Origin of the sequence: Bradyrhizobium manausense (assembly GCF_001440035.1) — a bacterium.
Lineage (GTDB): Bacteria > Pseudomonadota > Alphaproteobacteria > Rhizobiales > Xanthobacteraceae > Bradyrhizobium > Bradyrhizobium manausense.
This window is the reverse complement of the sequence record NZ_LJYG01000041.1, coordinates 3,774-29,832: the sequence shown is the minus strand read 5'-3', so window position 1 is coordinate 29,832 and position 26,059 is coordinate 3,774. Positions and strand designations below refer to the sequence as shown.

Below are 26,059 nucleotides of genomic sequence, written 5' to 3'. Positions count from 1 at the left end.
TGGACTTGGGCACAGTTGAAGGTCCAGCCCGCCCTTCCGGCGATTTTGCGAGCGCACTCTGCTTCATCGCAATTGGCGGTTGCAAAAGCGACAATCCGCGGCAATGCTGGCGGGCGATGCCCGCCAAGACCGATGCCGACAAAACCAACCTAGAGGACACGCCGCATTATCTCGGCCATCGCGAGCGGCTGCGCGAGCGCTTTTACAGCGCCGGCGCGGACGCGCTCAGCGACTATGAGCTGCTTGAGATGGCGCTGTTTCCGGCGCTGCCGCGCCGCGACACCAAACCGCTGGCGAAGACGCTGATCAAGACCTTCGGCTCATTCGCCGAGGTGGTGCATGCCCCGGTGGCGCGCCTGCGCGAGGTCGACGGCGTCGGGGAGGCCGCGGTCAACCAGCTCAAGCTGATCGCGGCGGCGGCGCATCGCGTCGCCAAGGGCGAGGTCAACAGTCGCAACGCGCTGTCGTCCTGGAACGAGGTGATCGCCTATTGCCGCACCAGCATGGCCTTCGCCGACAAGGAGCAGTTTCGCCTGCTGTTCCTCGACAAACGCAACCAGCTGATCGCCGACGAGGTGCAGCAGACCGGCACCGTCGACCACACTCCGGTCTATCCGCGCGAGGTGATCAAGCGCGCGCTGGAGCTGTCGGCGACAGCGCTGATCCTCGTGCACAACCACCCCTCGGGCGATCCTTCGCCCTCGCAGGCCGATATCCAGATGACCAAGGCGATCATCGATATCGCCAAGCCGCTGGGGATTGCGGTGCACGACCACATCATCGTCGGCAAGAACGGGCATGCGAGCTTGAAGGGCATGCGGCTGATCTGAGGCCCCGTTGCGGGACCGCGACGGCTTCACTATCCGCCGGGCTCACTGTCGACCGAAACGTCGCGGCCTTCCCGATCCTTGGCGTGCAGAATGAGCCTGTCACCGTCGAACGACAAGGTCCATTTCTGTAGTTCATCCATTCCGACCGCCTGGCGCTCGATCTCAAACGTCTTGTCGTTCAACCACTTCCCCTTGGTCGCAAATACTCCGGAGGCGGTCAGCTGTCCCTTGCGATACAGACCATCAAGTCCAATCGGATCGCTAAACTGGAGCAACTGTCGACCTCGATCCCGCGCGTATGCCTGGAGATCATAGTGCGGATTTGGATCGATGAGGGTCAGCGATAGCGATTTCACACCCAGCGCATTCGCCGGAAATTTGTAGGTCTTTCCCGATATTGCCGATGCGATCTCGGGCGTAGCCCCGACCTCCGTCGCCGTTTCGGTCGATAGCTCGCGAATCTTCTCCGCGAGCAGATTTGCGCCGGCGGCGTCCGGAGGCAATGCCGCTTCGGATTTCACCGCACCGGCAATCAAATCTGCCAGCCTGCCCAACGGACAAAAGTCTCTGGCGGTCGTGACCGCAACGATGTCCAGCCGCGGCAAGACCATGATGAGCTGGCAATGATATCCGTCCGCGATGTAGACATTCTTTTCGGGAAGCGCCCAGAACAAGTTGGAGTACCGCAGGTCCGGTGCCCGGGGCATATTCATGTTCACGGTTGCATGGTTGACCTTGTCGATCCAGCCGGGCGGAAGCAGCGACTTGTTCTCCCACTGGCCGTTGCGCAAATAAAGATAGCCGATCTTGGCCATGTCGCGGGGCAGTAATGCCAGACCGAATCCGCCGATCGGAATGCCCTGGGGATCGCGCCACCAGTTCGAGACGCTGATCCCGAGTGGGCCGAACAGCTTTGCCTTGGCATAGTCTGCGGTGTTCATCCCCGCGAGCTTGGCAATGATGGCGGACAGTACATGCGTACCCCCGCTGTTGTAATTGAAGATGTCGCCCGGCGTGCTCGACATTGCGCGATCAAGGACGAATTGGGTCCAGTCCTGCTCACGGCTCATCTCGATCATCGTATCGGGGCGCCCGTCCAGCGGCTCCTTCCAGTCGAGGCCGGAGGTCATGTCGAGCAGGTTCTGAATCGTTATGGCTTTCTTTCTGTCATCAGCATTCGCGATGGCGCGATCGCCAAAAAAATCCAGCATCGGATGGTCGAAGCTGTCCAAGAGGCCGTCCTTGCGGGCGATCGCAACCAGGGTGCCGACCACCGCCTTGGTAGCGGAGTTTATCCGGTGCGGAATGTCGGCGGCATACGGGGCGTAATAGGCGTCCAGCACGATTCGTCCGTGCCGGACCAACAGGAGGCTGTCGAGGCTGCGGGTTGCGCCGAAATCAAGCAATTTGGCAAGCGCCGCCGAATCCATGCCCTGCTCTTCCGGCGTAGACGTTTGCCATTGCCGTGTCGGCCAGATGATTGCGGCTTCGTCCTGCGCATAGACCGAATGGCTGCAGATCGAAGCCGCGAGCCCGAACATAGCAAGCGCCGCGCCCGAAACGGCAAATCGTAGCTTTCGCATGGAGCCTCGCCGACTGATTGCAGGATAAATCTTCTTCTACCGAGGCCCCGACTGTCAATCGCCGCATCCGCGCAGCGAGTGCACGATCACATTATCATCCGGCGTAAGCGGGACACGCCAGGCCGCGAGGGGTTGCGGCTGATTTTCGCCCACGAATCGCGTAGCAGGAACGGCATGAGCGATTGGCTACACAATTTGCCGGTGCCCTTGATGGCGCTGGTGATCTTCAGCTTCACCTATCTTCTGGCAGCAATGGCGTTCGTCGCGGTCGCGCTGGTTGCGACGAAGGAGCGCGCGGCATCGCTGAAGGCGATCTCGCCCGGCATGCTGCCGGTGCTCGGCATCATCTTCGGCCTGTTCGTCGCCTTCACCGCGGCGCAGGTCTGGGGTGACAGCGATCGCGGCGGCGCCGCGGTGAGCCGCGAGGCCAGCGCGCTTCGAAGCGCCATACTGCTTGCGGCCGGCCTGCCGGCGGAGCAGGACGCGAAACTACGCGGACTGGTGCACGACTATGTCGAACAGGCCGTCGCGCAGGAATGGCCGATGATGGCGCACCAGGAAGCCTCGCTGAAGGCGACGCCGGCGCCGCTCGCCGAGGCCCTGCAGATGGTCGTCACGATGGCGCCGCAAGGTCGCGCGCAGGAGACCACGCAGCGCGAGATCCTCGCTGCGCTGGAGCAGGCGCTGGACGCGCGCAGGCAGCGCATCGTCGTCAGTCTCGCTTCGGTGAATGCGGTGAAATGGTGGTGCCTTTATCTCCAGGCTCTGTGCGAATTGCTGGTGATCGGTTTCGTGCATTGCGACAACCGCCTGGGATCGGCGATCGCGATGGGCCTGTTCGCGACCGGCGTCGCGACTTCGGTGCTGCTGATCGCAGCGCACGACCGTCCGTTCACCGGCCAGATCTCGATCTCGCCGGAGCCGCTGCGCCAGATCATGCCGGAAGCGCCGGGCAGGTCCTAGACGAAAGCGCCAGTGCCGACCGGTTCAGTAGCAGTATCGCGGATCGACCGGGACGTAGCGGCCGTCGGGGCGCTGCATGTAGCAGCCGCTGATAGGCATAATAGCCGGAGCGGCGGCGTTCGCCTTCGGCGGCGATCGCAGCGCCCGTGCCGGCGCCGACGACGGCACCGATGGCCGCGCCGCGGCCACCGCCAAGCGCGCCGCCCAAGATCGCTCCGCCCACGCCGCCGATGATGGCGCCGCCGACGGCGTCCTGCGCCAGCGCATCATGGGCCGGGATGGCAAAGGCAACCGAGAAACACACCGCAATTCCAAGGCGTCGAAGCATCCCGAATCCTCCATCTGTTGGCCAGTCATAACGGCTGGGACGATGCCGGGCCAGAATATTGTTTGGACCCGGCACGCCCCGCCGCTTGCGCCAAGCGCCCCCTGTCGCGACGCCCATGGATGACCATTGGTCCCCTCAGATCGACGACCCTTTGTCCAGGGTGAAAGAGAGCACGATCGCGTCCGGCTCTGCCGGAAAGGGGCGATTGCGACGGCTAAGGATCGAGCCAGCGCTGCACGGCCTCCACCGTGTCGGCGGGCGTCGTGTTGAAGCAGATGGCAGCCTGCGGCGCCAGGTGATGGACCAGGTTGAGCACTTTCTCGAACAGCAGCAGCCGCTCCTTCGGCTCGCGCAGGCCCGCGCCGATGACGACGCAGTCGAAGTGCTCCTCGCGCAGCGCCGCCGTCACGGCAGCTTCAGCGGTCGCGTCGAGATCGATCAGGCAGCTCGTGACCTCGTAGCCGAGGCCGCGCAGGCGCAGGAGCTGCGCCTCGATATAGTCGCGCACGAGCGCCGGCGTGAGCTGCGGAAAGGTGCTGTAATCCGCACTGCCGGGTTCGATGCCGATCGCAAGGACGCGCTTGGCCATTGCAGGATTCCCTGAGCCGACGGTCTCCATTGCTAACAGACTGCCGACCGACCGGTTCCCGGGGGGGCGCCTGGCGATCACACGCTTGCGCGGATCATGCTCTAGAGAGACTGATCGCCGAGCGCCGCGGCGCGGCGCTGCATCAGCGCGCGCTCGCGTCCGTTGGTCGCAAGATGCGCGGCGGCTGCAAAAGCCTGCCGCGCTTCTGCGAGCCGTCCAAGCTTTTGCAGCAGGTCGCCGCATACCGCCGGCAGATGATGATAGCTCGCCAGCGCCGGGTCGCCGGCGACCGCATCCAGCACGTCGAGGCCGGCTTGCGGCCCNCACGGTTGAGCTCGATGATCGGCGAGCGCACCAGCCGTGCCAGCTCGGCGTAAAGCTGCACGATGCGCTGCCAGTTGGTCGCTTCCGCCGTCTCCGCCCTGGCGTGGCACGCCGCGATCGCGGCCTGGAGCGCGTAGAATCCGCCGCTGCCGCCGAGCTCGCCGGCGCGTTCGAGCGAACGCAGGCCGCGGCGGATCTGCAACCAGTCCCAGAGCGCGCGATCCTGATCCATCAGCAGAACAGGATCGCCGCTCGCGTCGGTGCGGGCACGGGCTCGCGAGGCATTCAAATCCATCAAGGCGACGAGGCCGTGCACTTCCGGCTCGTCGGGTGCAAGACCCGCGAGCACGCGCCCGATGCGCAGCGCCTCGTCGCAGAGCTGCGGACGCAGCCATTGCTCGCCGCGCGCCGCGAGATAGCCCTCGTTGAAGATCAGATAGACGACCTCGAGCACCGAAGCGAGACGCTCCGACAGAGCCTCGCCGGATGGCGTCTCATAAGCGAGACCGGAATTCGACAGGGTCCGCTTGGCGCGAACGATGCGCTGGGAGATGGTCGCCTCGGGCACGAGGTAGGCGCGCGCGATCTCGGAAGTGGTGAGGCCGCAGATCATGCGCAGCGCCAGCGCCGCGCGCGCCTCGCGCGACAGGATCGGATGACAGGCCGTGAAGATCAGCCGCAGCAATTCATCGCCGATGTCGTCGTCGAGCGCGGCATCGAAATCGGGCACGATGTCCTGCTCCTGCAACATGTCCCGCGCCAGCATGGCGTGCTTGTCGCTCAGCATCCTGCCGCGACGCAAATGATCGAGCGCACGGCGCTTCGCTGCTGTCATCAGCCAGGCGCCGGCATTGTCCGGGACGCCCGTGATGGGCCACGCCTCCAGCGCCGCCACCAGCGCGTCCTGGGTCAGCTCTTCCGCAAGCGGCACGTCGCGCAGCATCCGCGACAGCGTCGCGATCAGCCGCGGCTGCGCCACGCGCCAGGTTGCGAGAATCGTGGCACGGACGGCTTGATCGATGTCGGCGGCCGTCATCGCCGCCAACCATGACGCGCGATGCTGTCCATCAGGCGTGGGCAGCCGCCTTCGCGTTCACCTCGCAGGCGCCGTCGACATCAGGCGTGGCGAACGCCCGCAATTCGCAGGTCCCGTCCCAGCCCGGCATGTGATCGAGGTGGAGCTGCATGAATTCCTTGGCCATGGCCAGGGCCTCCGCCTTGTCGCGCAGCTCGAAAATGGCGTAGCCGCCGACCACTTCCTTGGCCTCGATGAAGGGACCGTCGATCACGCTGAGCTCGCCGTCGACGATGCGCACACGGGCGCCTGATGCAAGCGGCATCAAGCCGCCATTGTCGAGCATCCGGCCGGCCTTGATTTCCCGCTCGGATATTTTCTGCATGGCCTCCATCAGCGCGGGGCTGGGGCCTTTCATGGGCTGGCTGGAGGTGACGATGTACATGAAGCGCATGCAAAACTCCTGGTAAAGCGAGACGCGGCCGGTTCGGCCGCGCGATCAGCTCGCTACCCAGATGACGATCCGGCCGGGGCCGGGTCGACATGGCCTCGGAAAAAATTGGACCAGTGGAAAATTGCGGGGCAGAAAAGTTAACGGACCGCGCCTATTGGCGCAGCATGATCAGGGGATCGGCCGTGTCTGGAACCCGCCGCCATTGCGCATTGTCGTCGGCCTCGAACTGCCAGACCTCGCCCGATTTGGACATCAGGATGATCTGCCCGCGCTCGAGCCGCCATTGCGTCGGGTTGAACTGGGCGATGGCCGCATCGCATTTCGGCTTGAGGAAGACCTGGAAATTGTCCTGATCGGCCTCCGTGTTGGTCAGCGTTATCCCGCAGATCGGCTGGCCATTGCCCCGGACCATCGCCCAGTCGCCGATCATCTGGTCCATCGACTTGGCCATCGAGCGGGCGGCGGCGAGATCTTGCAGGATGTAGACGCCCTCGCCCTGGCGCAGGCCCTCGAAGATGCCGGCCTCGACCTCGGTGAAGTCGATCACGGATTCACCTGACGCATCCTGCAGGCGGACGATATCGAGGCCCTTGATGCTCCAGGCGACGATATCCTTGGTGAAGGGCAGCGCGGCCTTGCAGGCCGGCTCCAGCTCGAGCCTGAAGCCTTGCGCGGCGGCATCGCCCTTCATCGTGACGACGCAGGTCTTGCTGCGTTCGGTGGTGGAGAGCTCCCACTGCCCGACCATCTCCTTCTTCAGGGTTGTCGTATCCTGCGCATGTGCGACGCCGGTCGCGGCCAACAGGGCCGCGACGGCGAATGCAACGGCCCGAACAACTTGCATCAGCGCCCCTTGAACGGCGTCTCGGCAACCGGCGTCAGCGGCGGCTTGCCGGAGAACCATGATTTGAGGTTGTCGACCACGAGCTGGTCCATGGCGTTGCGCGTCACCACCGAGGCCGAACCGATATGCGGCAGCAGCACGACGTTCTGCATGGCCTTGAGTTCATCAGGCACGTTCGGCTCGGCCGCGAACACGTCGAGCCCGGCAGCGAGGATGGTGCCTGACTTCAGCGCCTGGACCAGCGCCTGCTCGTCGACGACAGAACCGCGGGCGACGTTGACCAGCACGCCGCGCGGGCCGAGCGCCTTCAGCACCTCGGCATTGATCATCTTTTCGGTCGAGGCGCCGCCGGGCACGATCACGACAAGCGTGTCCACCGCCTTGGCCATCTCGATCAGATCAGGGTAGTGCTTGTAGGAGACGTCCTTGGACGGATTGCGCGAGTGATAGACAACAGGCACCAGCGAGGCATCGAGCCGGCGCGCGATGGCCTGGCCGATCCGGCCCATGCCGACGATGCCCACCTTGCGGTCGCGCAGCGAGCCGACGCTGAGCGGATAGTTCTGCGTCTGCCAAAGGCCCGAGCGCACATAGCGATCGGCCTTGATGAATTCGCGCAACGTAGCGATCAGAAGGCCCATCGCGACGTCGGCGACCTCCTCGGTCAGCACGTCAGGCGTGTTGGTGACGATGATGTTGTGCTCGGCGGCGTATTTCGCGTCGATATGGTCGTAGCCAACGCCGAAGCTCGCCACCATCTCGATCTTGGGCAATTGCGACAGCGAATCCTTGTCGGCGCGGACGGTGTGATAGGTCACCGCGACGCCGCGGATCTTGTCGCGGATCGCCGGCGTCAGCCGCTCGAGGTCACCGCGCGTCTCGGCCTTGTGCACGACGAAATGATCGGAAAACCCGTTCTCGAGGATCGGCCGCGCCGGCCCATAGATCAGAAGGTCGATCTTGTCGGACGAAATCGAACCGGTAGACATCAGGTTTCCTTTCCAAGCGCGCTCTCATGCCAGCGCCGTAAGACGAGGTGGGAAACTAGCGCCAGCACCCCATAGATGACAATCCCGGCCAGCGACAACAACAGCAGCGCCGCGAACATGCGGGGTATGTTCAAGCGATAGCCCGATTCCGCGATCCTGTAGGCAAGGCCCGAGCCGGCCCCCGCCGTTCCCGCCGCGATCTCGGCGACGACGGCGCCGATCAGCGACAGGCCGCCGGCGATGCGCAGGCCGCCGAGGATATGGGGCAGCGCCGCAGGCAGCTTCAGGAAGCGCAGGGTCTGCGGCTTCGAGGCGCCATAGAGCTGGAACAGCCCGGCGAGATTGCGGTCGACCGAATTGAGCCCGAGCGTGGTGTTGGACAGCACCGGAAAAAAGGCGACGATGAAGGCGCAGACGACAACGGCGGTCTGCTGCTCCAGATAGATCAGCAGCAATGGCGCGATCGCGATGACGGGCGTCACCTGCAGCACGACGGCATAGGGGAACAGCGAATATTCCACCCATTTCGACTGGTTGAACAACAGCGCCAGCGCGATACCGCCGATCCCAGCGGCGACGAACCCTTCAAGCGTCGTCAGCAGCGTGGTGGCGAGCGATCGTGACAACACCGCCCAGTCCTTGATCAGCGTCAGGACTATCGCCGACGGCGCCGGTAGCACATAAGGCGGAATCTCCTTGATGCGAACCACGAGTTCCCAGGCGGCAAGGCCGGCCGCAAACACGATGACGGGCAGCACGAAGCGCACCGCGCTTTGCGCGCCCGACGGCTTTGCGGCGACGGCAGCTTGCGCGTTCATAGTGTCGACCGCCCTGAATAGGACGGCGCGAGCGCGGCCGAGACGCGCCGGCAATAGTCAGAGTACGCGGTGGACGTCCGGAACTCCTCGCCGCGCGGCTCGACGGTGTCGATGCGGATGTCGGCCTGAATGCGGCCGGGCCGCGCCGTCATGACCACGACGCGCTGCGACAGATAGACGGATTCGAACACCGAATGGGTGACGAAGATGACGGTCTTGCCGAGGCTGCGCCACAGCGCGAGCAGATCGTTGTTGAGGCGGAAGCGCGTGATCTCGTCGAGCGCGGCGAACGGCTCATCCATCAGCAGGATATCAGGATCGGTGACCAGCGCGCGGGCGAGCGACACCCGCATCTTCATGCCGCCGGACAATTCGCGCGGAAACGCATCGGCGAAATCGGCAAGCCCAACGCTCGCCAGTGCCGCATCGGCGCGTGCCCGCCCTTCGGCCTTGGCGATGCCGCCGAGCTTCAGCGGCAGCCGCACGTTCTCGCGCACGCTGGTCCAGGGCATCAGGGTCGGCTCCTGGAACACGAAGCCGATGCCATGTCCAATTTGGACATCACCCTCGTGGCGCGACACCCGCACCGCGCCCGATGATGCCGGGCTGAGCCCCGCAATCAGTCGCAGCGCCGTCGACTTGCCGCAACCGGAGGGGCCGAGCAGCGAGATGAACTCGCCTTTGGGCACCGCGAGATCGAGCGGACCCAGCGCCATGACGCCGTTGTCGTAGACCTTCGTCACGCCGCGCAGGTGGACGGCAAGTGCCGTCAGGCTGGCCTTGATCGTCGACGAAGGTTTGGCTGACGACATCAACGCTTGCGCTACGGCTTGTTCGGGCGCAGCTCGACGCCGACGCCCTTGTTGACGAAGCGCAGTGTGTAGGACTTGCGGAAGTCGAGATCGCCCTTCACCACGCCGGCCTTCACCATCTTGTTGAAGAATGAGGTGTAACGCTCGTCGCTCATCGCGCCGATGCCGCTCTTAAGGGCGTCGCCGGAATCGACGATGCCATATTCCTTCATCTTGGCGACGGAATAGGCCAGCAGATCGTCGGTCATTTCAGGATTGAGCTTCTTGATCATGGCATTGCCGGCGGAATTGTCGCGGTAGATGTAATTGTACCAGCCGACGATCGAGGCATCGACGAAGCGCTGCACCATGTCAGGCTTCTTTTCGACGATGTCGCGCCGGGTCTCGATCAAGGTCGAATAGGTGTTGAAGCCGGCATCGGCGAGCAGGATGGCGTTGGGCCTGAAGCCAGCAGCCTTCTCGACGGCGAAGGGCTCGGAAGTGACGTAGCCCTGCATGGCACTCTTGGGGTTCGCGATGAAGGGCTGCGGATTGAAATTATAGGGCCGGACGTTCTTCTCGCTGAACCCGTATTCGGACTTGAGCCACTGGAAATAGCTGCTCATGCCCTCCTTGGAGACGAACAGCGTCAGCGGCTTGAGATCCTCGAGCTTGGTGACCTTCGCATCCGGCTGCGACAGCAGCACCTGCGGGTCCTTCTGGAACATCGCGGCGATGGTAACGACGGGGACGTTGTTGGCCACCGCGTCGAACGACATCAGCGTGTTCGCCGCCATGAAGAAATCGATCTTGCCGGCGATCAGCAGCATCCGATTGTTCTCGTTCGGGCCGCCGGGCACGATGGTGACGTCGAGCCCGTATTTCTGGTAGGTGCCGTCGGCGACCGCCTGGAAGAAGCCGCCATGCTCGGCCTCGGCGACCCAGTTGGTGCCGAAGCTGACCTTGTCCAGGGTCTCGCTGCGCGCCGGCAGGATCGATAAGACAGAGGCCAGCAAGCCCGCCGTCAATGCTCGCCGCAGATGGGATGGGCTCATGAATGCACTCCGTGGATCGCTTCTAGCCGATGTGACAACAACGCGATAAAACCGCAATATATCAGGGGACGCGAACCGGCCGGGCCCGCGTCCCCTGATAACCCAAACTACGTGACAAATTCGGGCAAAGAAACCTTGATGACGCCTTCGCGCGACTGGACCGAGATCCGCTGGGCCGATGCGAGCCATGCGGACATTTCGCGTTGGATCGCGGTGCTGCCGCTGGCGGCAACCGAGCAGCACGGCCCGCATCTGCCTCTCCAGACCGACGTGCTGATCGCCGAAGCCTATCTGGCGCGCGTGCGCGAGCTGCTGCCGGCGACGTTGCCGGTGACGTTCCTGCCGATCGAACGCGTCGGCATCTCCACCGAGCATATCGACTATCCTGGCACGCAGACGCTGCCGAATGAAGTGGCGCTGAGGCGCTGGACCGGGATCGGCGAGGACATCGCGCGACGTGGCGTCAGAAAGCTCGTCATCATCACCAGCCATGGCGGCAACAGCGCGGCGATGATGCTGGTGGCGCAGGATCTTCGCGCGCATCAAAAACTGTTCGTGGTGACGACATCGTGGTCGCGGCTGTCGGCTGCCGACAAGCTGTTCCCATCGGATGAAGTGCGCCATGGCATTCACGGTGGCGCGGTCGAGACCTCGATCATGCTGGCGCGCTATCCCGACCAGGTGCGTGCTGACGCGATCGCGGATTTTGCCGCGAGCAGCATCGCGATGGAGCAACAATATCGCTGGCTCTCGACCCAGCGGCCCGCGCCCTTTGCCTGGCAGGCGCAGGATCTCAACGCGAGTGGCGCCGTCGGCAACGCCACGCTGGCGGTGCCCGAGAAAGGCGAGCAGCTGCTCGACCAGGGCGCGCGCGCCTTTTGCGAGCTGCTGGCTGAGGTCGATAAATTCGACGTGAGCAGGCTCGCCAAGGGCCCGCTCGGCTAGCCGACATCCATCTGAAATCACTCGCGAAAGCGCCGGTTTTCCGAGCCGGGCCGAGCATCTTCGAACCGGATCGGCCAAGCCTCCGTCCAATTGGGCACGCGGACCACAACGGACCGCCTCAACCCGGATGGAGTTTCACATGTCGATCAAGACCAGGATTGCCGCCGTCGCTCTCGCAACCCTCACCATCACCGCTGGCGTCGCTTCCACGACCTCGACCGCTCAAGCCAAGCCGCTCGGCTGGGGCTGGGGTGTTGGAGCCGGCATCGCCACCGCCGCCATCGTCGGCACCGCGATCGCCGCCAGCAACGAGCCCTATTACTACGGCTATCACCGCTGCGGCTGGGTGGCCCAGTACAACGCCTTCGGCCAGTACATCGGCCGCGTTCGTACCTGCTACTGATCTGAGGTTCTGAGGCCGATCTTACGTGGATCCTGCGTCCGGCACGGGCGCCTCATCCACCCCGTGTCGTGCCCCCGACCCGCCCGGTTGTCCCCCCGGGCGGGTCACCTTTTTTTGCGTCGGGAATGCGTTGCAATCCCGTCACAGAAGGATGCGAACCATCCGCCGCGACATTTTGGACGAGTTGCTATTGCGAATTATTAGCAATAAGCTCTGTGTGAGCGCGGGGCGGGGGATGAAATCGCGTCGAAACGAGTTTCATCTCGTTCGATTGCGTGCACAACCAAGACCCTGATGACAGGATCGCCGCGAATTGGCAGGGATGTCGCGGCGACTGGGTTACATTCGCGTCTTTGGGCGCGTGCTTGGGAGCGTGCGTTTTGACGTTGAGAAGTCATCGACACCAGTTGCGGCGGACGGCGGCGGCCATCACCGCCGGCGTGCTGGCTTTTCCCGCGGCCTGCCGTGCGGCTGACCTGCCCCTGAAGGCGCCAGCGCTGAAGGCTGTCTATGACTGGACCGGCTTCTATATCGGCGCGCATGTCGGCGTCACCCGCGGCACCTCGTCGGCGACGCTGACCGATCCCACGATCGCAACCGACAACAACGTCTTCACCGGCGCGACCGGGGGCGTGCAAGCCGGCTATAATTGGCGCCTGAATTCTGGCCTGCTGCTCGGCCTGGAGGGCGACATCTCCTTTCCGAATTACCTGCCCTCCAACCATGTCGTGTCGTCGGCTGCGACGGCGCTGTCGAGCGCGGAAGAGCGCTGGGACTATGTCGCGAGCCTGCGCGCCCGTCTCGGTTACAGCACTGGCAATTGGCTGTTCTACGCGACCGGCGGCGCGGCCTTCGCCGGCGAGCGCTTTCTCTCGACGCCGACGGGCGGCAATGAAGAGAAGGTGCTGAACACCCGGTTCGGCTGGATCGCGGGCGGCGGCGTCGAATACGCCTTCGCGTCGCACTGGAGCGCGCGGCTCGAATATCTCTACAGCAAGTTCGAGCACGCCAACGTCACGTTCGCATCAGGCGGGCAATATTCGTCGTCGATGGATTTCCAGAGCCTGCGGATCGGCCTCAATCGCAAGATCGATTGGCCGGGCATGCCGAGCTACAATCCGAAATCCGATATTACCGACACCGAATCGAGCCGTTGGGAAATCCACGGCCAGTCGACCTTCCTGCCGCAGGGACATCCATCCTTCAGCGCGCCCTATACCGGGCCGAACAGCCTGACGACGTCGCCGGATTTGCAGGAGACATGGAGCAACTCGCTCTATCTCAATGCACGGCTGTGGGACGGCGGCGAGGTCTATTTCAATCCGGAGCTATTGCAGGGATTCGGCTTCAACAACACCACGGGCGCGGGGGGCTTTCCCAACGGCGAAGCGCAGAAATCCGGCTTCCCCTATCCGCACTTCAATGCCTCGCGTCTGTTCGTGCGCCAGACCTTCGGCTTCGGCGGCGAGCAGGAAGAGCTTGCCAGCGGTCAGCTTCAACTCGCCGGCAAGGCCGACATCTCGCGACTAACCTTGCAGGTCGGCAAATTCTCCGTGGTCGACGTGTTCGATGGCAATGCCTACGCGCACGATCCGCGCAAAGACTTCATGAACTGGTCGATCTGGGCGTCCGGCGCTTTCGATTATGCCGCCGACAAGCTCGGCCTGGGCTATGGCGCCACCGCCGAATTGAACCAGAAGCAATGGGCGTTGCGCGCGGGCTACTTCCTGATGGACGCCGTGTCCAACTCGAATAATTTCGACATGAACATCGGCCGTCGCGGCGAATATGTCGTGGAGCTTGAGACGCGCTATTCGCTGTTCGGCCAGCCCGGCAAGCTGCGCACGCTCGGCTTCGTCAACAGCGACTTCTCGGGCAGCTATCGCGAGACCCTGGACAACCCCGCGTTCGGCGTCGACATCACCCAGACCCGGCGCGGCCGCCTCAAATACGGCTATGCGCTCAACCTCGAACAGGCTGTTACCGACGACATCGGGGTGTTCGGCCGCTGGAGCTGGAACGACGGCCGCAACGAGATCATGGCCTTCACCGATATCGACCGCAGCCTGTCCGGCGGCGTCTCGGTGAAGGGCACCAAATGGGGCCGGCCCGACGACGTCGTCGCCATCGCCGGCGCCGTCAACGGCCTCTCGCAGGACCATCGTGACTTCCTCGCCGCCGGCGGTCTCGGTCCGCTGATCGGCGACGGCGCGCTCAACTACCGGAACGAGCGCGTGCTGGAAATTTACTACGCCTATGCGCTGAACAAGGCGCTGACGCTCACCGCCGACTACCAGCTCATCGTCAATCCCGCCTACAATGCCGATCGGGGGCCGGTCTCGGTGTTCTCGGGGCGGCTGCACGGGGAGTTCTGAGCACGCCTCTTACGCGGCTCGGATCGCGTCCAGGAACTTTCCGACCTCGCTCTTGAGACGGGTGCTTTCGCCGGACAGCGATCTGGCTGCCGCGAGGACGTTGGCGGATGCCGATCCGGTCTGGTTTGCGCCGTGCTGCACGTCGACGATGCTGGCGGAAACCTGCTGGGTGCCGCGCGCAGCCTGCTGCACGTTGCGGGAAATCTCGCGTGTCGCCGCGCCCTGCTCCTCGACCGCCGAGGCGATCGCGGATGCGATCTCCGACATCCTCGTAATCGTGTCGCTGATCGCCTTGATGGCGCCGACGGACTCCTCGGTCGCGGCCTGGATGCCTGAGATCTGCTGGCTGATCTCGCCGGTGGCCTTGGCCGTCTGTTCGGCCAGCGCCTTGACCTCGGAGGCGACCACCGCGAAGCCGCGTCCGGCCTCCCCGGCCCGCGCCGCCTCGATGGTGGCGTTGAGGGCGAGAAGGTTGGTCTGGCCCGCGATCTGGCTGATCAGCTCGACGACGTCACCGATCCGCCCCGCCGCCTTGGCGAGCTCGCCGACATGATCGTTGGTCCGCTCGGCCTGCTGCACGGCTTCCCCGGCGACGCGCGCGGAGTCCTGAACCTGCCGGCCGATCTCGTCGACCGACGAGGCCATCTCCTCCGCGGCTGCCGCAACGGTCTGCACGTTGGTGGAGGCCTGCTCGGAGGCCGCCGCGACGGTGGCGGTGACCTTTTCCGATTGATCGGCGGCGCTCGTCAGCGTTCCCGCTGAAATCTCCAGCTCCGAGGAGGCCGACGCGACCGTGTTGATGACGTCGCCGATCATGGCCTCGAAATCGCGCGCGATCTGGTCCATGCGCTGGCTGCGCTTGAGCTTCGCCTCGGCCTCGACCGCAGCGGCCGCATCTGCAGATTTTTGAGCGAGCAGCGAATCCTTGAAATGCCGCAACGAGCCGGCGACCTGACCAATCTCGTCGTCGCGGCCGGTGGTCGGAATCTCGACCTCGTGTTGTCCGGCGGCGAGCGTGCCGATCACGCCCGCCAGCTTCGCCAGCGGCGTCACAACGCGGCGACGCAGCATCATGGTCACACCGGCCAGCGTGCCGAGCAATGCGAGCACGGCAACGGCCGCGAGCGCGAGCATCGCCAGCGCACCGCTGCGGGCAGCCGAGGCGCGCTCGGCCGCTTCCGCCAGGGCGGCGTCGCGCACTCCGAAGAACATCTGGATGGCGGGCACGATCACGTTGGCAAACTCATCGTTGGTGGTGCCGTACTTGCCGTCGGCGCGCGCAGCGGGCATCTCCTTTTCAACTACTGGCGCAGCTCTTCCAAAATAGGACTCGCTCGCCGCCTTGAACGCGGCGGCGATGCGCGGCGGATTGCCGAGCTGGTCGATGCCGGCCGCGATCCGCTCGCGATCGGCCTCGACACGCCCCTGCATGCGATCCATCAGAGAGAACTCAGCCGTCACCAGCGGTCGATGTGCGGTCAACGCCGGGGCCAACGTCGCGGCGCGATTGCCGGCCGAGACGCGAAGATCCTGCGCCGTCCTCGCCAGGCTCAACAGCGCCGCCAGCGAGGAATCGGCATCCACGACCCTTCCCTCCAGCCGGTTCATGATCGGTTCGATACCGGCGATGACCTCGGCAACGGCGGGAAGGAAGCCCTTGATCGCAGCGCTGTCGCGCGCAGCGAGAGGAACGCTCATCGCGCGGTCTGCAGCGGTGGTGATGTCCTTCAGCCGCCGCGCTGTGCGGTCGAGGTTTTCGGCCATCGGAGCCCCGTCATCCAGCATCAGAAGGGCGCGCCTTGCGCTCTCGAAGGAGGCTTCGGCCGCTTTCGCAGCCTTGGTCGTGGCGTCGGTCTGAGCCTGCGTCGCAGCTCCCTCCTGAAAGATGGGAGAGATGTAGGGGGCACGAAGGCCGGCGACGTGTTGGCTGACCATGAGGATCGTGCCGAACGCATCGACCCGCTTGATCGCGTCGGATCGGTCGGTGAAGATGCGGGCCTGGGGTATCAGCACCTCGGCGCCAAGGATGACCGCAAAAACCGTCACCGTCAGCATCGACAGCGCGAAAAGCTTCCCTATCCGCATCCTCAGGTCCTCGAACAGATTTCTGCAAATTGTCAGAAAATCTAACGGGCGGCGGCTAAGAGCCCGTTAAGCACGGTTCCGTAGTTCCGCGGAGTGTCAGATGGACGGGGGGCGCGCGAACGGCGGCGCCTGATGCGACAGAATGCCGGCATTTTCCCCCAGAATACCTATATCAGCGCGGTCGAGCCGCCACACTCCCTTACCTTGGAAGGTCAATGCTCTCCGTCGAACTCATCATCGTCGTCGTCCTGATCGTCATCAATGGCCTGCTCTCCATGTCGGAGCTGGCCGTGGTCTCATCGCGCCCGGCGCGGCTGTCGGTGCTGGCCGCCAAAGGCGTACGCGGTGCCGAGCGCGCGCTGACATTGGCCGCCGATCCCGGCAAGTTCCTTTCGACCGTGCAGATCGGCATCACGCTGGTTGGCGTGCTCTCCGGCGCCTTCTCCGGCGCGACGCTCGGGCAGCGGCTGACGCAATGGCTGGTCGAACTCGGCGTGTCCTCGGGCATTGCCGACATTGTCGGTGTCGGCATCGTCGTCACCATCATCACCTACGCGACGCTGATCGTCGGCGAGCTGGTGCCGAAGCAGGTGGCGCTGCGCGACCCCGAGAGCATCGCAGTGAAGGTTGCGCCCGCGATGCACGTGCTGGCGCGGGTCTCGCTGCCGCTGGTGTTTCTGCTCGACGTCTCCGGCAAGCTGATCCTCACCCTGCTCGGTCGTGGCGGCAAGGCGGAAGAGAAAGTGTCGGAGGACGAGATCCATCATCTCGTCAACGAGGCCGAAAGCGCCGGCGTGCTCGAGCCCGGCGAGAAGGAAATGATCGCGGGCGTGATGCGGCTCGGCGACCGCCCGGTCGGCGCGGTGATGACGCCGCGCACGGAGGTCGACGAGATCGATCTGAACGATGATCAGGCGGCGATCCAGGCGCTGATCACCAGGAGCCCGCATTCGCGCTTTCCGGTGTGCGACGGCGATCGCGACAAGCCGATCGGCGTGCTCCAGGCCAAGGATCTGCTGGTTGCCTATATGCGCGAGCGCACGCCCGACCTGCGCGCGCTGGTGCGCGAGACGCCGATCATTCCGGCATCCGCCGACGCGCGCGACGTGCTCGCGATTTTGAAGGCCGCGCCCGTGCATCTCGGTCTCGTCCATGACGAATACGGCGCCTTCGAAGGCGTGGTGACGGCGGCTGATATTCTGGAATCGATCGTCGGCGCCTTCCATTCCGAGGAAGGCCCACCGGAGCCGGCCTATGTCAGGCGCGCGGACGGCTCGCTGCTGGTCTCGGGCTGGATGCCGGTCGACGAGTTCGGCGAGCTCTTGAGCGTCGAGCTGCCGCCGCACCACCGCTACAACACGGTAGCCGGCCTCGTGCTGCAGCAATTCACCGTGCTGCCCCATGTCGGCGACGCCTTCGACTTCGCCGGCTGGCACATCGAGGTGGTCGATCTCGACGGCCGACGGATCGACAAGATTCTGGCGAGCCGGCGGGGTGAGGTGGAGACGGGGTAATTTGCCGCGCGCAGCAAGCGCAAAGCCTCACCCGAACCGCACCCCGATCCGCTTCTCCTTGCGCCACACCACCGTGCAGGGCAAATGCGCGCCCTCGGCCTTGATGTTCAGGGTGAAGCGCTCGGGAATCCCGACCGGGCTGGTGACGTCGAGGGCCGCGCCGGTGTCGGAGAAATTGCGGACGGTGCAGTCGATCGCGCCGCCGCCGAACTCAATGGTTCCCCCCTTCAATACGCGGTGCCTGGCCTTGTTGCGTCGTTCTTCGTCCATCGGAACATTTTACATCCTAAGCTGACACAAGGGTAAAACGCAACCCCGATGCCAGCAAATTTAGGCCACCGCCACCCCTGGTATGGCACGGAAACCCTCACGGCAGTGGCTGGAACGACGCCGCCTGGGCCAGCCGCCAGGCATCGCGGAACCGCGGATCCTCGGTGCCTTCGAGCAGCTCGCCCGGCCGCAGCGCCGGATAGAGCTGGGCAAAGGATTGCACCTTGGTCGTCGACGTCCTCTGACTGAAGTGGATCGGGCGCAGCTCCTGCGGATGTTCGAGGCCGGCGGCAGCGATCAGCTCGGTCAGCGAGTGCAGCGTGGCGTGGTGATAGTTGGCCACGCGGTCGATCTTGAGCGGCACGTAGAGCGCGCGTGCCCGGGTCGGATCCTGGGTCGCGACACCGGTCGGACAGCGGTCGGTGTGGCAGCTCAGCGACTGGATGCAGCCGAGCGAGAACATGAAGCCCCGCGCCGAATTGCACCAGTCGGCGCCGATCGCCATCGCGCGGGCCATGTCGAAGGCGGTCGCGATCTTGCCCGATGCGCCGATCTTGATGCGGTCGCGCGCGTTGATGCCGATCAGCGCGTTGTGGACGAAATTGACGCCCTCGCGCATCGGCATGCCCAAATGGTCCATGAATTCCAGCGGCGCCGCACCGGTGCCGCCTTCATTGCCGTCGACCACGATGAAATCGGGATAGATGCCGGTCTCCAGCATCGCCTTGCATATGGCCAGGAATTCCCAGGGGTGGCCGATGCAGAGCTTGAAGCCGGCCGGCTTGCCGCCTGAAAGCCGTCGCATCTCGGCGACGAACTGCATCATGCCGGTGGGAGTCGAGAAGGCGCGATGCGAGGCCGGCGAAATGCAATCCTCGCCCATCGCGACTCCGCGGATCTTGGAAATTTCTTCCGAGACCTTTGCCGCCGGCAGCACACCGCCATGGCCGGGCTTGGCGCCCTGGCTGATCTTGAGCTCGACCATCTTGATCTGGTCCTGGCTCGCAACCCGCGCGAACGCCTCCGGATCGAAGCTGCCGTCGCGATGGCGGCAGCCGAAATAGCCGGAGCCGATCTCCCAGATGACGTCACCGCCCATCTCCGCGTGATAGGGGCTGAAGCCGCCCTCGCCGGTGTCATGGGCGAAAGCGCCCTTCCTGGCGCCGGCATTGAGTGCGCGCACGGCGTTGGGGCTGAGCGCGCCAAAGCTCATCGCCGAGATGTTGAACACCGAGGCCGAATAGGGCCTTGCGCAGTCCGGCCCGCCGATGGTGACGCGAAACTTCTCCTCGGCATGCGCCTTCGGCGCAACCGAGTGATGCATCCACTCATAGCCCTCGCGATAGACATCCTCCTGGGTGCCGAACGGACGCTTGTCGAGTTGCATCTTGGCGCGCTGATAGACCACCGCGCGGGTGTCGCGCGAGAACGGCATGCCGTCCTTCTCGCTCTCGAAGAAGTACTGCCGCATCTCCGGGCGGATTTCCTCCAGGAGGAAACGGATATGCGCGGAGATCGGGTAGTTGCGCAGCACCGCGTGGCTCTTCTGCATCAGGTCGCGGACGCCGAGCAGCGTCAGCGCGCCGAAGATGCAGATCGGGACCAGCAGGATGTCGAAGATCCTGCGGTCGGCGATGGCGATGCCGATCAGGAGTGCGGTGATGACGGCGCAGATCGTCAGGACGATGAAGCGCGGCGAGAATGGCAGCAGAAGGGTCTCCATGATCCCCTCTTCCGCCAGCGGCAAACGTTTGGGCAATTCCTGCGTCTTGTTGTTGTCGGCCACGATTCCCACCCTCTCGCCAGCATCAGGCGGAACGATACGCCCGCGCCTGTCATACGGATATGACGCAGCGCTTGTTTCAGGCTAGCGAATTCGCCCGAGAAAAATCAATCCACCGAGAGGTTGGGCTATTGCACTGCAGCAGAGGCGGGGATGGAAGGAGCAGCTGGCCGGCCAGGAGGCTGTAGCCATCGCCGTCGTCCTGGTGAAAGCCAGGACGACACCGAGAGCGAGCGCCGATCAACGCTCGACGAACGCCTTCTCGATCACGAAATGGCCGGGCTTGTTGCCGCTTCCTTCGACGAAGTCACGGCTCTCGAACATCGCCTTCAGCTCTTCCAGCATCGCCGGGCTGCCGCACATCATGATGCGGTCGGTCTCGATGTTGAGGGGCGACTGCCCGATATCGTTGAAGATCTGCTCGGAGTTGATGAGGTCGGTGATCCGGCCACGATTGCGGAACGGCTCGCGGGTCACGGTCGGATAATAGATCAGCTTGTCGGCGAGCAGCTCGCCGAACAGCTCGTCCTCGCGCAAATTCGCGACCAGCTTCTCGCCATAGGCGAGCTCGGAGACCTGGCGGCAGCCGTGCACGAGCACGATGCTCTCGAACTGCTCATAGACCTCGGGGTCCTTGATCAGGCTGGCGAAGGGCGCAAGGCCGGTGCCGGTCGAGAGCAGCATCAGCCGCTTGCCGGGGATGAGGTTGTCGGTGATCAGCGTGCCGGTCGCCTTGCGGCCGACCAGGATGGTGTCGCCTTCCTTGATCTTCTGCAGGCGCGAGGTGAGCGGGCCGTCCTGCACCTTGATCGAGAAGAACTCGAGCTCTTCCTCGTGATTGGCGCTGGCCATGCTGTAGGCGCGCAGCAGCGGGCGGCCATCGACCTCGAGCCCGATCATGGCGAACTGGCCGTTCTGGAAGCGGAAGCCGGTGTCGCGCGTGGCGCGGAAGCTGAACAGTGTGTCGGTCCAGTGCTGGACGGAAAGAACCTTCTCTCGGTAAAACGCGCTCATGATTTTCGATATTCCGAATGTCTTGCGGTTTTCGGGCAAAAGCGTTGCCCGGCCCTGAAAACGGGCGGACACCATTTGCCATGGCGGAGGATTTCGCGTGTGTGATCTACGCCATTGAGACCAATAATCAACCTCGTTCCGGATGCAATTGATGCCGGTCAATCAGGCATTTGCGGCGGAAATGATCACATCATGAACGGATCTGCTGTCCGGCGCGCGCACGGGGCAATTTCTTTTCCCTTTCGGACCGGAAAGCAGCACTTAATTTCCATCGCGCTCGCGAGAATTTCATTAAGAATAGCTCTGACTTTCACCCCACTATGGCGCCATTTCCCGCATTTTTGCGGCTTTTGGCGCCAGGGAACGATCGAAATACATGGCAAGCAGTGAACGGACCTTCGTCCAGGCCATCAGGCGCTATTGCGCGGCGCACGACATCGAGGTCGATGTCCGCGCCGGAGGCTGGCTGATCGCGATGCGCCGGGACGACCAGCGCCGCTTCGCCTTCGGCTACGACATCGGCCTTAACAGCGCGATCGCGCATCGGCTCGCCAACGACAAATCCGCCACCGCGGAGGCGCTGTCGCTGCAAGGCGTGCCCTGCATTCCACATCACCTCTTCCTCAACCCGAAGCTGGGCGAGAAGGTTGTCGGCCTCGGCTGGCGCGAGGCCATGCTCGAGCTGCTTCACGACCATCCGCAGGGCGTGGTGGTGAAGCCGAACGAGGGCACGTCGGGGCGCTCGGTGTTCAAGGTGACGACGGCGGCAGAGCTCGACCACGCGGCGAACGAGGTCTTTTCGATGAGCACCGGGCTCGTGATCTCGCCTTATGTCGCAATCGAGGACGAGGTCCGTGTGATCCTGCTCGATGATGTGCCCCGCATCGTCTACAGCAAGCAGCGTGGCTCGGATTGGCGGCATAATCTGGATGCCGGCGCCAAGCCGGTGTTGCTGGCGGACGGCGCGGTGCGCACGGCTTGCGTGAAGCTCGCGGTCGACGCTGCGCGCGCCATCGGCATCCGCTTCGCGTCGATCGACGTGGTGCGCGTCGATGGCGCGTGGAAGGTGCTGGAGATCAATTCCGGCGTGATGATGGAAGCGCTGAGCAAGCTGCATCCGGAGCTGGTGCAGGCGACGTACGATACGGCGCTGGATCGGGTGTTTGGGGATGCTTCCCCGAGCACCAACCCATCACCGTCATCCCGCGCAATGGCTAAGCCATTGCGGGGGGATGACGGGATAGCGAGCTAATTATTCGCGCTAGCGGAATCGTCCATCGCCTTGAACGCTTCTTCCAGTTGCAGCGAGATCGGCACGTTCATTTTCTCGCCGGTCGGCATGCGTGCGATGAACCATTTGTTGTAGAGCGGCACGAGATCGTGGTTGGAGCCGAGCTTGCGGAAGGTACGCTCGACCACGGCGGAGAGCTGCGGCTCGCCCTTGCGGAACATGATGCCATAGGGATCGTAGGACAGATAATCGCCTGTTACGCGGAACTTGTCCTGCGACTTGTGGCGAACGATCAGGCCCGAGAGCAGGATGTCGTCGGTCGCAAACGCGTCAGCCTTGCCGTCGACCAGCATCTGGTACGACTGCTCGTGGTCGGCGCCGACGACAATGTTCAGGCCCAGCGACAGCTTCTTGTCGGCCGCCTGGACCGCCTGCTCGTTGGTGGTGCCCTTCGTCACCACGACGGTCCTGCCCTTCAGGTCCGCCAGCTGCTGGACGCTGGAGGCCTTCGGCACCATCAGCTTGGTGCCGGCAACGAACATCAGCGGCGAAAACGCGACGCGCTTGGCACGCTCGGAATTCGCGGTGGTCGAGCCGCATTCCAGATCGATCTTGTTCTGGAGCACCGCGTCGATGCGATCGTCCGAGGTGACCTTGACGTAGTCGATTCTGAGATTGGGGTCGTCGACCTCGACGCCGATCTCCTCGACGATGGCCTCGCAGAGCTCAAGGCTGTAACCAATCGGCCGCCCCGACGGGTCGAGGAACGAGAACGGCGGCGAGCTCTCGCGATAGCCGAGCCGCACGGCGTGCGCTTTCTTGATGGCCGACAGCGTCGGGCTAAGCCCTTCGTTGCCGCCGATCTGGGCGGAGGCACCAGACGCCAGCAGACACGCTGCCAGCAAAAGGCCGCTCGAAATCGCCGTCAAAGGGCGCATGACGCACTCCCGTCAATGACCGGCCATCGCAGGCACTTCACCCGGCACCATGTCTTCAGGTACGGCATCGCCCGGCCCCATCGCATGCTCGGGCCCGAGCTCGCCTTCCCACTTCGCCACCACCGAGGTCGCCAGCGTGTTGCCGATCACGTTGGTGGCGCTGCGGCCCATGTCGAGGAAGGTGTCGATACCCATGATCATCAACAGCCCCGCCTCGGGAATGCCGAACTGCGACAGCGTCGAGGCGATCACCACGAGCGAGGCGCGCGGCACGCCGGCCACGCCCTTGGAGGTGATCATCAAGGTCGCCAGCATCGCGAGCTGCGTGCCGAGCGACATGTCGATGTGGTAGGTCTGCGCGATGAAGACGCTGGCGAAAGTGCAATACATCATCGTGCCGTCGAGATTGAACGAATAGCCGAGCGGCAGCACGAAGCTCGAGATGCGCGAGGAGGCGCCGAAGCGGTTGAGGCCTTCGAGCGTCTTCGGGTAGGCCGCCTCCGAGCTCGCGGTGGAGAACGCGATCATCAGCGGCTCGCGGATCAGCTTCAGCAGATGGCTATAGCGCGGCCCGATCACGACGAAGCCGACGACCACCAGGATGCCCCAGAGGATGAACAGCGACAGATAGAAGCCGCCCATGAACACGATGAGCTTCCAGAGCACCAGCAGGCCGTTCTTGGCGACCGTCGCAGTGATGGCGGCCCAGACCGCGAACGGCGCAAACAGCATCACATAGCCGGTCACCTTCAGCATGATGTGGCCGACATCGTCGATCAGCGACAGGAGCTGCTTGGAGCGCTCGGGCAATGCGCCCATCGCCACCGAGAAGAATACGGCGAAGATCACGATCTGAAGGATCTCGTTCTGCGCCATCGCGTCCGCGATCGAGGTCGGGATCAGATGGGTCAGGAATTTTTCGATCGAGAAGGCCGAGACCGGCAGGCCGGTCGATTGTCCCGCCGCGGGCAGCGTACCGGGGAAGTTCGCGCCGGGCTGAAGCAGATTGACCATCACGAGGCCGAGCAGCAGCGAGACGAAGGAGGCGCTGATGAACCAGCCCATGGTCTTGGCGAAGATGCGGCCCAGCTTGGAGCCCGACCCCATGTGGGCGATGCCGCCGACCAGGGTCGCGAACACCAGCGGCGCGATGATCATCTTGATCAGGCGCAGGAAGATCACGGCGATCAGGTTGATGGAGGAGGCCCAGTCGCCGCGCGTGTCGGGCAGGAAATTGTAGATCGCCGAGCCCATGATGATGCCGAGCACCATCGCGGCCAGGATGTATTGCGTAAACCTGTTCGACATTGAAAGAACCCCCACGACACCGACCGCTTCATGATGTCGCAGATATGACAGCGACGCAACACGCTTTGCGTGCGATGGCTTGCCGGATGTTCCCGTTGCGAAACGGGACGTAGCGATCTAGCCTGCATGCAGCGCACAACGAATGCGGCTTGCACGTTTTGTTTGCGGCAAGTGCTGCAATAAACATCAAACAATCAGAGAGGGACCGCCATGACCGGGAGCATCAATCGCCAAATTCTTCTGGTGGAGAAGCCGAGCGGAAAGCTCGGCCCCGAGCACTTCAAGATGGTCGATGGCACACTGCCGGAACCGAAGGACGGCGAAGCCCTGTTGCGCGTGCGCTACATCTCGCTCGATGCCGCCAACCGCGCCTGGATGCACGGCGCGACTTACCGTTCGGCGGTCGAAGCCAACAGCGTGATGGCCGGCGGCGGCATTGCCGAGGTGGTCAGCTCGAAGGCGCCCGAGCTTGCGCCCGGCGACATCGTGTTCGGCGATACCGGCTGGCAGGAGTTTGCAGCAGTACCGGCAAAGCAATTGACGAAAATGCCGAAGCTCGAGCCGATGACGCATCTGCTCAGCGTGTTCGGCATCGCCGGCCTCACCGCCTATTTCGGCCTGCTCGAGGTCGGCAAGCCCAAGGAGGGCGAGACGGTCGTGGTTTCGGCCGCCGCGGGCTCGGTCGGATCGATCGTCGGACAGATCGCCAAGATCAAGGGATGCCGCGTGGTCGGCATCGCCGGCGGCGCCGACAAGTGCCACTGGCTGACCTCCGAGCTCGGCTTCGATGCGGCCGTCGACTACAAGGACGGTGCGGTGTTCAAGGCGCTGCGCGCAGCAGCTCCCAAAGGCATCGACGTCTATTTCGACAATGTCGGGGGCGACATTCTGGAAGCCTGCCTGCCACAAATGAACAATTACGGCCGCATCGCCTGCTGCGGCGCGATCTCGCAATATGACGGCACGCCTTCGGCCCATGGCCCGCGCGGCGTGCCCGGCCTGATCGTGGTGAAGCGGCTCGTGATGCAGGGCTTCATCGTGATGGACTACATGAAGGAGAGCCAGCGCGCCCTCGCTGATCTGCAGGCCTGGGTGAAATCCGGCAGGCTGAAGGTGCAGGAAGACATCATCGACGGATTGCAGAACACGCCGAAGGCGCTGATCGGACTGCTGGCCGGCGAGAACCGCGGCAAGCGCATGATCAGACTCTAGCGACGTAGTTACGTCGCAATTCCGCGGGCATTATCTACTTGCGGTAGTGGCCAAAGCAGCCAAGATACCGCTCGCGAGGCATCACTCGCGACGATTGCGTTTGTACGGCATTTCAAAAATCATCGGCGTTACCGACAGGGCAGGAATTCACTCAAATGTTCAAAACGTTGAGACATGCATCAACGCGTCACGCGTTGCTCGCCGCAGTACTCTTCGCAACTGCAACAAGCGCGTTCGCGCAGACCGAGGCCCAGAAGAGCGCGATCCGCTCCGCATGCCGCTCGGATTTCATGGCGCATTGCGCGAGCGTGACGCCCGGTGGCGTCGAGGCGTATCAATGCCTCCAGAGCCACATGTCGAGCCTGTCAGCGGGATGCCAGACCGCGGTTCGCGCGGTC

At 64.0% G+C, this 26,059-nt stretch carries 23 protein-coding genes and 2 pseudogenes; 9 read left to right on the top strand and 16 right to left on the bottom strand.

The window, feature by feature from the left end:
• Positions 1-116: 116 nt before the first annotated feature.
• Positions 117-830 (top strand): RadC family protein, encoded by a 714-nt coding sequence (gene radC / locus AOQ71_RS08525; protein ID WP_057744554.1) that lies wholly within the window; start codon positions 117-119, stop codon positions 828-830.
• 29 nt (positions 831-859) lie between these two features.
• On the opposite strand, the gene AOQ71_RS08520 is transcribed toward radC, so the two are convergent.
• Complete coding sequence (locus AOQ71_RS08520; RefSeq protein WP_245316806.1) at positions 860-2,371, bottom strand: serine hydrolase domain-containing protein; 1,512 nt, start codon at positions 2,369-2,371, stop codon at positions 860-862.
• Between the two features lie 216 nt (positions 2,372-2,587).
• On the opposite strand from AOQ71_RS08520, the gene AOQ71_RS08515 reads away from it, so the two are divergent.
• Positions 2,588-3,376, top strand: coding sequence for a bestrophin-like domain (locus tag AOQ71_RS08515; RefSeq protein WP_057744436.1), 789 nt, complete (start codon positions 2,588-2,590; stop codon positions 3,374-3,376).
• Positions 3,377-3,400: 24 nt separating this feature from the next.
• On the opposite strand, the pseudogene AOQ71_RS08510 reads toward AOQ71_RS08515, so the two are convergent.
• From AOQ71_RS08510 to AOQ71_RS08470, 9 genes and pseudogenes are all read right to left on the bottom strand, one after another.
• A pseudogene (locus tag AOQ71_RS08510) lies at positions 3,401-3,704 on the bottom strand (YMGG-like glycine zipper-containing protein).
• Positions 3,705-3,918: 214 nt separating this feature from the next.
• Entirely contained in the window at positions 3,919-4,293 is a 375-nt protein-coding gene (locus AOQ71_RS08505; RefSeq protein WP_057744433.1) for a hypothetical protein, read from the bottom strand.
• A gap of 324 nt (positions 4,294-4,617) precedes the next feature.
• Positions 4,618-5,578, bottom strand: a pseudogene (locus AOQ71_RS08500) (RNA polymerase sigma factor); the annotation flags it as partial.
• 106 nt (positions 5,579-5,684) lie between these two features.
• Positions 5,685-6,086, bottom strand: coding sequence for a YciI family protein (locus AOQ71_RS08495; RefSeq protein ID WP_057744429.1), 402 nt, complete (start codon positions 6,084-6,086; stop codon positions 5,685-5,687).
• A gap of 151 nt (positions 6,087-6,237) precedes the next feature.
• A complete protein-coding gene (locus AOQ71_RS08490) occupies positions 6,238-6,930 on the bottom strand; it encodes an AprI/Inh family metalloprotease inhibitor (protein WP_057744426.1) in 693 nt (230 codons plus the stop codon).
• Positions 6,930-7,919, bottom strand: a complete 990-nt coding sequence (locus tag AOQ71_RS08485; RefSeq protein WP_057744424.1) for a 2-hydroxyacid dehydrogenase — start codon at positions 7,917-7,919, stop codon at positions 6,930-6,932. The genes AOQ71_RS08490 and AOQ71_RS08485 overlap by 1 nt, the downstream gene beginning before the upstream one ends.
• Positions 7,919-8,737 (bottom strand): ABC transporter permease, encoded by an 819-nt coding sequence (locus AOQ71_RS08480; RefSeq protein WP_057744421.1) that lies wholly within the window; start codon positions 8,735-8,737, stop codon positions 7,919-7,921. The genes AOQ71_RS08485 and AOQ71_RS08480 overlap by 1 nt, the downstream gene beginning before the upstream one ends.
• Positions 8,734-9,549 (bottom strand): ABC transporter ATP-binding protein, encoded by an 816-nt coding sequence (locus AOQ71_RS08475; RefSeq protein ID WP_057744418.1) that lies wholly within the window; start codon positions 9,547-9,549, stop codon positions 8,734-8,736. The genes AOQ71_RS08480 and AOQ71_RS08475 overlap by 4 nt, the downstream gene beginning before the upstream one ends.
• Positions 9,550-9,560: 11 nt before the next feature.
• Complete coding sequence (locus AOQ71_RS08470) at positions 9,561-10,583, bottom strand: ABC transporter substrate-binding protein (RefSeq protein ID WP_057744415.1); 1,023 nt, start codon at positions 10,581-10,583, stop codon at positions 9,561-9,563.
• Positions 10,584-10,721: 138 nt separating this feature from the next.
• Between AOQ71_RS08470 and AOQ71_RS08465 the strand changes: the two genes are divergently transcribed.
• The 3 genes from AOQ71_RS08465 (at position 10,722) to AOQ71_RS08455 (ending at position 14,306) form a co-directional block, all read left to right on the top strand.
• On the top strand, positions 10,722-11,528 hold the full coding sequence (locus AOQ71_RS08465) for a creatininase family protein (RefSeq protein ID WP_057744412.1): 807 nt from the start codon (positions 10,722-10,724) through the stop codon (positions 11,526-11,528).
• 139 nt (positions 11,529-11,667) lie between these two features.
• Complete coding sequence (locus AOQ71_RS08460; RefSeq protein WP_057744551.1) at positions 11,668-11,931, top strand: hypothetical protein; 264 nt, start codon at positions 11,668-11,670, stop codon at positions 11,929-11,931.
• 386 nt (positions 11,932-12,317) lie between these two features.
• Positions 12,318-14,306 carry a carbohydrate porin gene (locus tag AOQ71_RS08455; protein WP_057744409.1) on the top strand — a complete coding sequence of 663 codons (1,989 nt, stop codon included), beginning with the start codon at positions 12,318-12,320 and terminating at the stop codon, positions 14,304-14,306.
• A gap of 9 nt (positions 14,307-14,315) precedes the next feature.
• Here AOQ71_RS08455 and AOQ71_RS08450 read toward each other — a convergent pair whose 3' ends face one another.
• The gene (locus AOQ71_RS08450; RefSeq protein WP_057744405.1) at positions 14,316-16,391 is read right to left on the bottom strand and encodes a methyl-accepting chemotaxis protein; all 2,076 of its coding nucleotides are present in this window, start codon (positions 16,389-16,391) and stop codon (positions 14,316-14,318) included.
• A 215-nt stretch (positions 16,392-16,606) separates the two neighbouring features.
• Here AOQ71_RS08450 and AOQ71_RS08445 point away from each other — a divergent pair, with 215 nt between their 5' ends.
• Complete coding sequence (locus AOQ71_RS08445; RefSeq protein WP_057744400.1) at positions 16,607-17,905, top strand: hemolysin family protein; 1,299 nt, start codon at positions 16,607-16,609, stop codon at positions 17,903-17,905.
• Positions 17,906-17,932: 27 nt separating this feature from the next.
• Here the strand turns inward: AOQ71_RS08445 and AOQ71_RS08440 are convergent, their stop codons facing one another.
• From AOQ71_RS08440 to AOQ71_RS08430, 3 genes are all read right to left on the bottom strand, one after another.
• A complete protein-coding gene (locus AOQ71_RS08440) occupies positions 17,933-18,175 on the bottom strand; it encodes a PilZ domain-containing protein (protein WP_057744397.1) in 243 nt (80 codons plus the stop codon).
• 97 nt (positions 18,176-18,272) lie between these two features.
• Entirely contained in the window at positions 18,273-19,961 is a 1,689-nt protein-coding gene (locus AOQ71_RS08435; RefSeq protein ID WP_430648612.1) for an FMN-binding glutamate synthase family protein, read from the bottom strand.
• A 237-nt stretch (positions 19,962-20,198) separates the two neighbouring features.
• Positions 20,199-20,972, bottom strand: a complete 774-nt coding sequence (locus tag AOQ71_RS08430; protein ID WP_057744545.1) for a ferredoxin--NADP reductase — start codon at positions 20,970-20,972, stop codon at positions 20,199-20,201.
• Between the two features lie 376 nt (positions 20,973-21,348).
• Between AOQ71_RS08430 and AOQ71_RS08425 the strand changes: the two genes are divergently transcribed.
• Entirely contained in the window at positions 21,349-22,224 is an 876-nt protein-coding gene (locus AOQ71_RS08425) for an ATP-grasp domain-containing protein (protein WP_083514051.1), read from the top strand.
• On the opposite strand, the gene AOQ71_RS08420 is transcribed toward AOQ71_RS08425, so the two are convergent.
• On the bottom strand, positions 22,221-23,141 hold the full coding sequence (locus AOQ71_RS08420; RefSeq protein WP_057744394.1) for an amino acid ABC transporter substrate-binding protein: 921 nt from the start codon (positions 23,139-23,141) through the stop codon (positions 22,221-22,223). The genes AOQ71_RS08425 and AOQ71_RS08420 overlap by 4 nt on opposite strands.
• A 12-nt stretch (positions 23,142-23,153) precedes the next feature.
• Complete coding sequence (locus tag AOQ71_RS08415) at positions 23,154-24,449, bottom strand: dicarboxylate/amino acid:cation symporter (protein ID WP_057744391.1); 1,296 nt, start codon at positions 24,447-24,449, stop codon at positions 23,154-23,156.
• Between the two features lie 210 nt (positions 24,450-24,659).
• On the opposite strand from AOQ71_RS08415, the gene AOQ71_RS08410 reads away from it, so the two are divergent.
• Together AOQ71_RS08410 and AOQ71_RS47490 are read left to right on the top strand one after the other, a co-directional pair.
• The gene (locus AOQ71_RS08410; RefSeq protein ID WP_057744388.1) at positions 24,660-25,661 is read left to right on the top strand and encodes an NADP-dependent oxidoreductase; all 1,002 of its coding nucleotides are present in this window, start codon (positions 24,660-24,662) and stop codon (positions 25,659-25,661) included.
• Positions 25,662-25,816: 155 nt separating this feature from the next.
• Positions 25,817-26,059, top strand: a 243-nt coding sequence (locus AOQ71_RS47490; RefSeq protein WP_245316805.1) for a cysteine rich repeat-containing protein, incomplete at its 3' end; no start/stop codon positions are given.

Coding starts and splice junctions, on each gene's coding strand:
- radC (WP_057744554.1), top strand. CDS start 117: ATGCCCGCCAAGACCGATGCCGACAAAACCAACCTAGAGGACACGCCG.
- AOQ71_RS08520 (WP_245316806.1), bottom strand. CDS start 2,371: ATGTTCGGGCTCGCGGCTTCGATCTGCAGCCATTCGGTCTATGCGCAG.
- AOQ71_RS08515 (WP_057744436.1), top strand. CDS start 2,588: ATGAGCGATTGGCTACACAATTTGCCGGTGCCCTTGATGGCGCTGGTG.
- AOQ71_RS08505 (WP_057744433.1), bottom strand. CDS start 4,293: ATGGCCAAGCGCGTCCTTGCGATCGGCATCGAACCCGGCAGTGCGGAT.
- AOQ71_RS08495 (WP_057744429.1), bottom strand. CDS start 6,086: ATGCGCTTCATGTACATCGTCACCTCCAGCCAGCCCATGAAAGGCCCC.
- AOQ71_RS08490 (WP_057744426.1), bottom strand. CDS start 6,930: ATGCAAGTTGTTCGGGCCGTTGCATTCGCCGTCGCGGCCCTGTTGGCC.
- AOQ71_RS08485 (WP_057744424.1), bottom strand. CDS start 7,919: ATGTCTACCGGTTCGATTTCGTCCGACAAGATCGACCTTCTGATCTAT.
- AOQ71_RS08480 (WP_057744421.1), bottom strand. CDS start 8,737: ATGAACGCGCAAGCTGCCGTCGCCGCAAAGCCGTCGGGCGCGCAAAGC.
- AOQ71_RS08475 (WP_057744418.1), bottom strand. CDS start 9,549: ATGTCGTCAGCCAAACCTTCGTCGACGATCAAGGCCAGCCTGACGGCA.
- AOQ71_RS08470 (WP_057744415.1), bottom strand. CDS start 10,583: ATGAGCCCATCCCATCTGCGGCGAGCATTGACGGCGGGCTTGCTGGCC.
- AOQ71_RS08465 (WP_057744412.1), top strand. CDS start 10,722: ATGACGCCTTCGCGCGACTGGACCGAGATCCGCTGGGCCGATGCGAGC.
- AOQ71_RS08460 (WP_057744551.1), top strand. CDS start 11,668: ATGTCGATCAAGACCAGGATTGCCGCCGTCGCTCTCGCAACCCTCACC.
- AOQ71_RS08450 (WP_057744405.1), bottom strand. CDS start 16,391: ATGCGGATAGGGAAGCTTTTCGCGCTGTCGATGCTGACGGTGACGGTT.
- AOQ71_RS08445 (WP_057744400.1), top strand. CDS start 16,607: ATGCTCTCCGTCGAACTCATCATCGTCGTCGTCCTGATCGTCATCAAT.
- AOQ71_RS08440 (WP_057744397.1), bottom strand. CDS start 18,175: ATGGACGAAGAACGACGCAACAAGGCCAGGCACCGCGTATTGAAGGGG.
- AOQ71_RS08430 (WP_057744545.1), bottom strand. CDS start 20,972: ATGAGCGCGTTTTACCGAGAGAAGGTTCTTTCCGTCCAGCACTGGACC.
- AOQ71_RS08425 (WP_083514051.1), top strand. CDS start 21,349: ATGGCAAGCAGTGAACGGACCTTCGTCCAGGCCATCAGGCGCTATTGC.
- AOQ71_RS08420 (WP_057744394.1), bottom strand. CDS start 23,141: ATGCGCCCTTTGACGGCGATTTCGAGCGGCCTTTTGCTGGCAGCGTGT.
- AOQ71_RS08415 (WP_057744391.1), bottom strand. CDS start 24,449: ATGTCGAACAGGTTTACGCAATACATCCTGGCCGCGATGGTGCTCGGC.
- AOQ71_RS08410 (WP_057744388.1), top strand. CDS start 24,660: ATGACCGGGAGCATCAATCGCCAAATTCTTCTGGTGGAGAAGCCGAGC.